At 68.2% G+C, this 9381-nt stretch carries 8 protein-coding genes; 3 read left to right on the top strand and 5 right to left on the bottom strand.

Features of this window, described 5'->3' with window-relative positions; all coding sequences use genetic code 11:
* Window positions 1-2: 2 nt before the first annotated feature.
* From CBW50_RS14445 to CBW50_RS14455, 3 genes are read right to left on the bottom strand one after another with little or no spacing between them, the layout of a single operon-like run.
* Window positions 3-428, bottom strand: coding sequence for a hypothetical protein (locus CBW50_RS14445; protein ID WP_086146195.1), 426 nt, complete (start codon window positions 426-428; stop codon window positions 3-5).
* Window positions 352-1920, bottom strand: a complete 1569-nt coding sequence (locus tag CBW50_RS14450; RefSeq protein WP_086146196.1) for a glycerol-3-phosphate dehydrogenase/oxidase — start codon at window positions 1918-1920, stop codon at window positions 352-354. The genes CBW50_RS14445 and CBW50_RS14450 overlap by 77 nt, the downstream gene beginning before the upstream one ends.
* Window positions 1917-3527 carry an FAD-binding oxidoreductase gene (locus CBW50_RS14455; RefSeq protein ID WP_086146213.1) on the bottom strand — a complete coding sequence of 537 codons (1611 nt, stop codon included), beginning with the start codon at window positions 3525-3527 and terminating at the stop codon, window positions 1917-1919. Before CBW50_RS14455 ends, CBW50_RS14450 begins: the two co-directional genes overlap by 4 nt.
* 126 nt (window positions 3528-3653) lie before the next feature.
* On the opposite strand from CBW50_RS14455, the gene CBW50_RS14460 reads away from it, so the two are divergent.
* The 3 genes from CBW50_RS14460 (at window position 3654) to CBW50_RS14470 (ending at window position 6617) form a co-directional block, all read left to right on the top strand.
* Window positions 3654-4721, top strand: a complete 1068-nt coding sequence (locus CBW50_RS14460; RefSeq protein WP_086146197.1) for an AraC family transcriptional regulator — start codon at window positions 3654-3656, stop codon at window positions 4719-4721.
* A 93-nt stretch (window positions 4722-4814) separates the two neighbouring features.
* Entirely contained in the window at window positions 4815-5597 is a 783-nt protein-coding gene (locus tag CBW50_RS14465) for a 3-hydroxybutyrate dehydrogenase (protein WP_086146198.1), read from the top strand.
* Between the two features lie 171 nt (window positions 5598-5768).
* Window positions 5769-6617 (top strand): DUF2071 domain-containing protein, encoded by an 849-nt coding sequence (locus CBW50_RS14470; RefSeq protein ID WP_086146199.1) that lies wholly within the window; start codon window positions 5769-5771, stop codon window positions 6615-6617.
* On the opposite strand, the gene CBW50_RS14475 is transcribed toward CBW50_RS14470, so the two are convergent.
* Together CBW50_RS14475 and CBW50_RS14480 are read right to left on the bottom strand one after the other, a co-directional pair.
* Window positions 6589-8223 (bottom strand): PAS domain-containing methyl-accepting chemotaxis protein, encoded by a 1635-nt coding sequence (locus CBW50_RS14475; RefSeq protein ID WP_086146200.1) that lies wholly within the window; start codon window positions 8221-8223, stop codon window positions 6589-6591. The two genes, CBW50_RS14470 and CBW50_RS14475, sit on opposite strands and share 29 nt — an antisense overlap.
* A 146-nt stretch (window positions 8224-8369) precedes the next feature.
* A partial coding sequence (locus CBW50_RS14480) for an HD-GYP domain-containing protein (protein ID WP_086146201.1) occupies window positions 8370-9381 on the bottom strand: 1012 nt, incomplete at its 5' end.

A 9381-nucleotide genomic window follows, 5' to 3' on the forward strand; every position in this document is an offset into this window, starting at 1 on the left:
GCTTACGCCACGCTGGCCAGCGCGGCGCGCAGCGCATGCAGCAGCGCTTGCGGCGTCAGCTCCGGCCGGGCGCTGAAGACGGGCGCTTCCCAGTCCTGATCCCGCACGGCCACCACGCGCAGGCGCCCCTCTACGCTCCATGCCGGATACCAGCCCAGGTCGACGATAGCGCCGTTTGCGCACGTGATTTGCAGCAGGTCTTCGCCCAGCTCGTCGACGAGGGCGGCCAACGGCTGGCGCAGGTCCAGCGGCGACAGGCTGTCGTAGGTGATGCGCGCGTCGCCCAGCGCCAGATGCTGGCCAAACAGGGTGGTGTCGATGATGCTCTCCTCTTGTTTATTCTTATGGTTTTCAATCGCCCTGCGGCACGCTGTAATGGCGGCGCCACAGGGCCAGGTAGCGCTGCTGTTCTTCCTCCCAGCGCGCATCACTCCACCCCAGCTCATGCTGGCAGATGGCGCGCAAGCGCGGCATGATAGCAAGCGCGCCGCCGGCCAGCTGCAAACCGAGGCGCGTGCGCCGCAGCAGCAGGTCGTCCAGGTGCTGTACGTCCTCGCTGCGCGCGCCCCAGCGCAGCTGCGCCCACAGGGTCTGCGTGCCGGGCACCGGCGCCAGTTCGCCGTCCAGCGCCGCATCGCACAGCGCCTGCGCGGCCGCGCCGTGGCGGCCCAGCAGGCGCGCGCGCTGTTCGCCATCGAGCCGCAAGGCCTTGCCCGACAGGGCCGGCACTGCGTCAAAAACAGGCAGCGGGCGCAGGTCCGCCTGCCAGCCCGGCAGCAGCGGCGCGGCGCGGCGCAACGCATCGAGGGCGATCACGCGAAACGTCGTCAGCTTGCCGCCCGCCACCGTCAGCAAGCCGTTTTCCAGCCACAGCGCATGTTCGCGCGCTTCCTTCGACGGGTCAAGCTGGCCGCTGTCGATGACGGGACGCACGCCGGCAAACGTGGCCAGCACGTCGTCTTCGCCCAGCGCCAGCTGCGGGAACTGCCAGCGCAGCGCGGCCAGCAGGTAATCGAGCTCGCCGCGCGTGATGGCCGCCTCGCTTTCCAGGCCGCCGGCGTGGTCGACATCGGTGGTGCCGACCAGGGTTACGCCCTCCCACGGATAGGCGAAGACGGGGCGGCCATCGTGCGGGTGCATCAGGCTGACGGCCTGCGCCAGCGGCAAACGCCAGGCGGGCAGCAGCAGATGGCTGCCGCGCAGGGGCCGCAGTTTCGGCTGCTCGCCCACCTGGCCGCGCAAGGCGTCGGCCCAGGCGCCCGTGGCGCTGATCACCAGGCGCGCGCGCACGGCCGGCGTGCCGCCGCCGACGGCATCCTTCAGCGTGGCGCCGACGACCTGTTCATTTTCACGCAGCAGCGATGCCACGCCCAGGTAATTGACGGCCACGCCGCCATGGCGCCGCGCCTCCTGCAGCACCCGCAGCACCAGGCGCGCATCATCGGTCTTGGCGTCCTGGTACAGCATGCCGCCGCGCAGGCCGTCGCGCCGGACGTGCGGCGCCAGCATGGCAAAATCGTCTGCGGCGACATAGCGGCGCGCGCGCTTGCCCGCCATCACGTCGTAGATGGCCAGGCCCAGCATGAACTGGCGCCGCCCCGGCCGGCGGCCTACGTAGTCGCCAAAGGCAAAGCCCTGCGACTCGACCAGCCCCGCCGCATCCGTCAGCAAGGCTTGCCGCTCATGCACCGACTCGCGCGTCAGCGCGAACTGTCCCTGCTTGAGGTAGCGCAAGCCGCCGTGCACCAGCTTCGACGAACGGCTCGACGTGCCCCAGGCGAAATCGCGCTGCTCCACCAGCAGCGCCGTCAAGCCGCGCCGCGATGCTTCGAGCAGGATGCCGGCGCCCGTGATGCCGCCGCCGACGATCAGCACATCCCACTCGCGCGCCAGGAGGCCAGGCAGCTCTGCCCTGTTCATGACGGACCGCCGGCGTCGGGCAGCAGTTTACCGGGATTCATCATGCCCTGCGGGTCCATCTGGCGCAGCAGCGCGCGCATGGCGGCGATGCCCAGTTCCCCCTTTTCGGCCATCAGCCACGGCGCGTGGTCCGTGCCGACGCCGTGCTGGTGGCTGATGGTGCCGCCGTTGGCGACGATGGCGGCGCCGGCCGCGTCTTTCAAGGTACGCCAGCGCGCCATGTTTTCCTCGAACGTGGGCGCCAGCCGGTACACATACGTGGTGTAGACGCTGGCGCCCTGCGGGTACAGGTGCGACAAATGCGTGTAGGCGTGCACCTGCTCGCCGTGCGCGGCCAGCGCGGTGCGGCCCGCCTGCTCCAGCGCCGCCATCATGGGCGCCACGCGGGGCCAGTCGACGGCCGTCTCCACCGTGTCGATGACATAGCCGTGTTCCCAGGCGCCGTTGCGCAGGTAGACATTGCGAAAGCGTCCCTGCTTCCATTTTTCGCCCATGTGCCGTCCCACGTGCACGCCCTTGTGCCGCCGCGCCAGCGCCAGGGCGCCGCGCAGGGCCGCGCGCGCCGGCTTTTCCTCTCCGCTGACGCCCACCATCAGCATGCACTTGCCTTCCCCGCAGCCGCGCAGGGACAGATAGCGTTCCAATAATCCCACCAGTTTCTTGTGCACGGCCAGGGTCAGCATGGTTTGCGTTTCCGCTCCGTTCGACAGGCGCAGCAGCGACAGCGGCAGTTTTGCCTGCGCCAGCGCGCGCACGGCGGCCTGCGCCTCTTCCCAGGCGGCGAAGAACACGGCGTGGAACGCTTCGTACGGCGGCAGCGGAGAAATGCGCACGGTGGCCTGCGTCACGATGCCGATGCGGCCCTCCGAGCCGAGCACCATTTCGCGCAGGTCGATGCCGGCCGCCGACGCGGGGAAAGTTGGAATCGTCAGGGTGCCGGCCGGCGTTTCCACCACGCCGCCGGCGAACAGCTGCTCGATGCGGCCATAGCGCAGCGATTGCTGGCCCGACGAGCGCGTGGCGATCCAGCCGCCCAAAGTGGAATACTCGAACGACTGCGGATAGTGGCCCAGGGTATAGCCCTGCGCGCGCAGCTGGGCTTCCAGGTCAGGGCCGTACACGCCCGCGCCGAACGTGGCCAGCAGCGCCTCGCCGTCCAGGTGGCCCAGCGCGCACAGGTGCGTGAGGTTGATCGACAGCACGGGGCGCGGGCCCGGCGCCACCGTCAGGTGTCCGGCCACGCTGGTGCCGCCGCCATGCGCGATGACGGCCACGCAGGCCTGGCGCGCGTAATCGAGCAGCTGGCGCACCTGCAGGCCGCTGTCGGGAAAAGCCACGCCATCGGGCACCGCGCCGATGCGGCCGTGGCGCAATTTGAACCAGTCGGGCAGGCTTTGACCGAGCGCATGGCGCACGCGCGCAGCCGGCGTAGTATCGATGAGCGGATGCGGCGCCAGGCGCGAGGCAGGAACTTGCGCGCAGGCATCCTCGAAGCTGGCGTCAGCAATGGCGGTGCCCGGCCCCAGCCGTTCGCCCAGGAAGGCCAGCGCCTCCGCGCCCAGCGCGTACACGATGCTTTCGTCACCCCAGCCATTCCAGCGTTGCATCGACATCCCCTGTGTTGGGCCAGTTGCGCGCCACGGCGGCTTGCTATACTGTTCTTGCCTGTTCAACAGCATATGCCGCCAGAAACGACGGGTATTGGTTTTTCATGACAATCGCATTGTTCCATCATGACAAGCACTGACAGCCACCACGCGGACGGCCGGGTCGCCGGCGCCTATCTGCAGCCGCTGCTGGAAGCGGCCGGCGCGCACGGCATCGCTGCCGCCGCCCTGGCGCGGGCGGCCGGCGTGCCGCCGCACAGCCTGGAAGCGACAGCGCCCGGCCTGGCCGCGCGCGACTACGTGCGCCTGCTCGATGCGGGCGCCAGCCTGGCGGGCGACGCGCATTTCGGCCTGCACGTGGGCCAGCGCGTGCGCATGGGCACGTACAGCGCGTATGGCTTGATTTTGCTCAGTTGCCAGAACGTGGGCCAGGCGCTGGAACAGACGGCCCGCTACGAGCGGCTGGCGCACGACCTGGGACGCTCGACCCTGCAGCGTGACGGCGCCGTCGCGCATTACCGCTGGGCCAGCAACTACCCGGGCGCCAGCCGGCACCTGGTCGACAGCGTCTTTGCCGGCGTCAAGGTGTGCGGCGAATGGCTGGCCGGCATGCCGCTGCCGCCGGCCCGGCTGGCATTTGCCCATGACGGCGGCGGCGAGCTGCTGCGCCACGCGGCGCACCGCGACGAATACGTGCGCGTGCTGGGCAGCCTGCCCGTCTTCAACGCCCCCGCCAACACGGCCACCTTCGATGCGCAATTGCTGGACTGGCCCGTGCCGAATGCCGACGTCAGCCTGTATCCCGTGCTGTGCCAGCACGCGGAACAATTGCTGGCGCAGCGCCAGGCCGAGGCGGGCGGCGGCATCGGCGCGCAGGTGCAGGCGGCCATCGTGGCCGGCCTGCGCCAGGGTCCGGCCAGGCTGGCGGACGTGGCCGCCGCGCTGGCCGTCACGCCGCGCACCCTGCAGCGCAAGCTGGCCGACGCGGGCACCAGTTTCCAGGCCCTGCTGGATCAGGCCAGGTACGGCCTGGCGCGCGACTATCTGCGCCAGCCGGGCCTGTCGCTGGTCGACATCGCCTTCCTGCTCGGCTACCAGGAGCAAAGCGCGTTCAACCATGCGTTCCGCACCTGGTCCGGCACCAATCCCGGCGCCTGGCGCCTGCAGGAACTGCAGGCCGGACAGGCCGCCTGACTGGCGTGCGCGCGCCATGCCCTGCCCGTTTTCTGGCTATACTGGCATGTCAGGCTCCCACCATCACTCCAACCCGCAATGCAAAGGATTAATATGCAACTCAAAGACAAAGTCGCACTGATTACCGGCGCCGCCAGTGGTATCGGCAAGGAAATGGCCATCGAATACGCCAAACAGGGCGCCAAGGTCGTCATCGCCGACCTGGCCCTGGAAGCGGCCAGCAAGACGGCCGAGGAAATCAAGCAGTCTGGCGGCCAGGCGTTTGCCGTCGCCATGGACGTCTCCAGCGAAGAGCAGGTCGACAAGGGCGTGGCGGACGCCGCGGCCCACTTCGGCGGCATCGACATTCTGATCAGCAATGCGGGCATCCAGATCATCAGCCCCGTCGTCGACTACCCGTTCGAGCAGTGGAAGAAGATGCTGGCCATTCACATGGACGGCGCCTTCCTCACCACGCGCGCCTGCATGCGCGAAATGCTCAAGGCCGGCCGCGGCGGCGCCATCATCTACATGGGCTCCGTGCACTCGCACGAAGGCTCGCCGTTCAAGAGCGCTTACGTTGCCGCCAAGCATGGTTTGCTGGGCCTGGCCAAGGTGGTGGCCAAGGAAGGTGCTAAGGATGGCATCCGCGCCAACGTCATCTGCCCCGGCTTCGTGCGCACGCCGCTGGTCGACAAGCAAATCCCCGAACAGGCGGCCCAGCTGAACATCAGCGAAGAAGACGTGATCAAGAAAGTCATGCTGAAAGACACCATCGACGGCGAATTCACCACCACGCAGGACGTGGCGCAAACGGCCGTGTTCCTGGCCGCGTTCCCGTCGACGGCACTGAGCGGACAATCCATCGTCGTCAGCCACGGCTGGCACATGCAATAATAGTGACGCCCGCCCACATCGGCTGCGCGGCGCCCTGTGCGGCCTGCGATGCTCGCTGTGCTCCAGCACAGCTGCGCGTCTCGGCCACACATCGCTGCCGCTCGCGATGATGTGGACGGGCGTTGCAGCGTTAGCGTATCAACCCTCCGCGCCTTTCCCGAAAGTTCCCAATTGCAAGACAACACTTACCGCCACCCGCGCGCGGGCTGGCCGGGGCGCCTGTTTGCCGCGCTCGCCAACTGCGCGCGCTTTGCCCATCTGCGCCAGGCTGTCATGTCGCGCCTGCCCTTCCTGACACTGCACAGCGACGTGCGCGATGTCGTCTACGTGAGCTGGCTGGTCGACGCCGCTGCCGCGCAGAAATTATTGCCGCCAGGCGTGGCCCTGTGGCAGCGCGACGGCAAGACGCCGTTCACCGTGCTGACCTACCGCCACGGCCATTTCGGCCCCGCCCTGCTGGGGCCCTTGCGCCGGCGGATGCCGTCTCCGCTGCAAAGCAACTGGCGGCTGTACCTGGACCACACGCCAGCGGGCGCGCCGGACGTGCCCTGCGTGTACTTCCTGAAAAATATCATGGACAGCCTGCCCCATGCGCTGGGCACGCGGCTGTTCAGCGACATCCTGCCGACGCACCTGGCGAACGCCATGACGCTGGATGTTTCTGCCAAGCAAGCCCATTGCGCCATTGCCGGCGGCGCCGGCAGCGCTCCACCGTTGGACGTGCAGGCCGCCATCGGCGGCGGCAAGGCCCTCGATGGCCACTGGCAACAGCTGTTCGGCAGCTGGCGCGACGCCGTCGCCTTCCTCGCTTGCCAGGATGCGGCCATCGCGTCCGTGCCGCGCAATGGCAAGCTGGTCTTCGGCGAAATCGACTTGCCCGTTGATCTGGATCAAGTACAAGCGCTGACGGCCTTGCGCGCCGACTGCGGCTTGCTGGCGCAGTTGCCGCCCCTGTCCGCCCCGTTCGCCTTTCTCGTGCCCAAGGTTCCCTTCAAGGCGCTGTCAGAGCGCCTGCTGTAACGCGGCGCTCCGGCGCGGGCGCGGGCGGGCCGCCGCGCCGCCGCTCCAGCTTGAACAGGGCCATGGCTTGCTCCAGCTGCAAGGCCTGGTCTTGCAGCGATGCGGAAGCGGCCGCCGACTCTTCCACCAGGGCCGCGTTCTGCTGCGTCACTTCATCCATCTGCGTGACGGCCATGTTGACCTGGCCGATGCCGTGGCTTTGCTCGCGCGAGGCCGAGGCGATTTCTTCCATGATGCCATGCACGCCCTGCACCGCGCCCAGCATTTCGGCGCTGCTGGCGCCCGCCTGCTGCGCCAGCCGCGCGCCCGCCTGCACCTGTTCCAGCGAGGATGTGATCAACTGCTTGATTTCCGTCGCCGCCGCCGCGCTGCGGTGGGCCAGGCTGCGCACCTCACCGGCCACGACGGCAAAACCACGGCCCTGGTCGCCCGCGCGCGCCGCTTCCACGGCCGCGTTCAGGGCCAGGATATTCGTCTGGAAGGCGATGCCCTCGATAATGCCCGTAATGTCGCCGATCTTCCTCGATGACGCGTTAATGTCCGCCATCATCGTCACCATCTGGCCGACGATCTCGCCGCCGCGACCGGCCAGACCGTGCACCTTGCCCGCCATGTCGCTGGCCTGCACGGCATTGCCGCTGTTTTGCTGCACCGTGGCGGCCAGCTGCTCCATGCTCGACGCCGTCTGTTCCAGGGCCGAGGCCTGCGCCTCCGTGCGGCCCGACAGGTCCATATTGCCGGCGGCGATTTCCTGGCTGGCCATGCTGATGCGCAGGAAGTTGCCGCGCACGTCGCCGACGATGGAATGCAGGTTCACGCGCAGCTGGCGCAAGGAGCGCAGCAGCTGCCCCATCTCGTCGCGCCGCGTCGTGTCGAGCTCGCCCGTCAGGTCGCCGCCCGCCATCACGTCGCAGGCCTGGCGCGCCCGCTGCAGCGGCTGCAGCACCACCTTGTGCAAGGCATGCCAGAAATACAGGGTCAGGCACAGGGCCGCCACGGACAGCCCCGTCAGCCAGCCATGGGCCGCGGCCGGCAACAGGCCGGCATCCCACCCCAGCTGCAGCAGCAACAGCAGCACCAGCGCGCCCAGGTTCCAGGCGATGCGACGGCCCAGCGCCATGTCGCGCACGCTGAGCAGCCGGGCCAGCCAGCCCGTGCGCACGGCGGCGCCCTGGCTCAGGGCGATGCCGTCGGCCTGGCCCGCCTTGATGCGCGCGTACAGGGCCGACGCCTGCGCCACCTGCTGGCGCGTGGGCTTGGTGCGCACGGACATGTAGCCGACGGCCACGCCATCCTCGACCACGGGCGTCACGTTCGCCAGCACCCAGTAAAAATCGCCGTTCTTGCAGCGGTTCTTGACCATGCCGCTCCACGAGCGTCCCGAGCGGATGGTGGCCCAGAAATCGGCAAACGCTTCCACCGGCATGTCCGGGTGACGCAGGATGTTTTGCGGCGCGCCGATCAATTCTTCCGCGCTGTAGCCGCTGACAGTGATGAAATACGGATTCGCATACGTGATATTGCCTTGCAAGTCGGTAGTCGAGACGATGGTCTCGCTATCGCTCAGTGTGATCTCGGTATCGCTGACGGGAAGATTAAGTCGCATGGTCACATCCTCAGAGGTAGCCCGTACGGCGACGGGTATGCGGACAAGGCACGGTCGCCAGTCAGGAAAGCAGGCACGGCACTGGCACCACTATTTTAATATTTTGCTATTAATAAAATGTACTTTTATTCCACCCTTGCCAGCCGCTAAGCGATGGCGGGTTCGCCGGCCCAGTAGCGCTCCACGTCCTGCAAGCGCCAGCGTTCCGCGCTTTCCGTGGAAACAATGCGCTCCTGGCAACCCGGTGCGGCCAGGTCGATCACCGATGGCACGATGCAGGTGCCGGCACGGATGGAAAAAAATACCCGCACGGTGGGCTGGGTCAGCGGCTTGCCCGGCGTCTGCCCCACCACCACGGCCAGGCGTTCCGATTGCAGCCGCACCAGGGTGCCCAGCGGATAGATGCCCAGGCATTTGACGAAGGCGGCGAACAGCTGCGCGTCCAGGTGCGCGCCGCGCCAGGCGGCCATGCGGCGCAGCGAATCGGCCGGACACCAGCCCTGCTTGTACGGCCGGTTCGAGGTGATCGCGTCATACACGTCGCAGATGGCGCCCATGCGCGCATACAGGCTCACTTCCTCGCCGCGCAAGCCGTGCGGGTAGCCGCTGCCATCGAGTTTTTCATGGTGGTGCAGGCACACGTCGAGCGCCACCGGATCGAGCTCGCCCACCTCCTGCAGCATGCGGTGGCCGGCGGCCGGATGGGCGCGCACCGAGCCAAATTCCGCTTCGCTCAGGCTGCCCGGCTTGTTGAGGATGGCGGAAGGCACGGCCATCTTGCCTATGTCGTGCAACAGGCCCGCCAGGCCGGCCGAGCGCACCTGCTCGGGCGCCAGGCCCACCTCCGTGGCCAGCGCCGTCATCAGCGCGCACACGGCCACCGAATGCATATACGTGTAATTGTCGGCCGTTTTCAGGCGCGCCAGTCCCAGCAGCACGCTGCCGCCGCGCAACACCGACGCGGCGATATCGTCGACCAGTTCGTAAGCCTGCCCCACGGACAAGGCCTTGCCCATGCGCGCCTCGTCGAACATCGTCTGCACGGCCTGGCGCGAGTGTTCAAGCAGGCGGCGGGCATGCACCAGCTCCTCGTCGCGCGACATGGGCGCAGCCGCATTCTGCACGGGGGCGGCATCGGCCGCCGGCGCGGCCGCGACT

The organism is Janthinobacterium sp. GW458P, assembly GCF_002127585.1.
Lineage (GTDB): Bacteria > Pseudomonadota > Gammaproteobacteria > Burkholderiales > Burkholderiaceae_D > Janthinobacterium.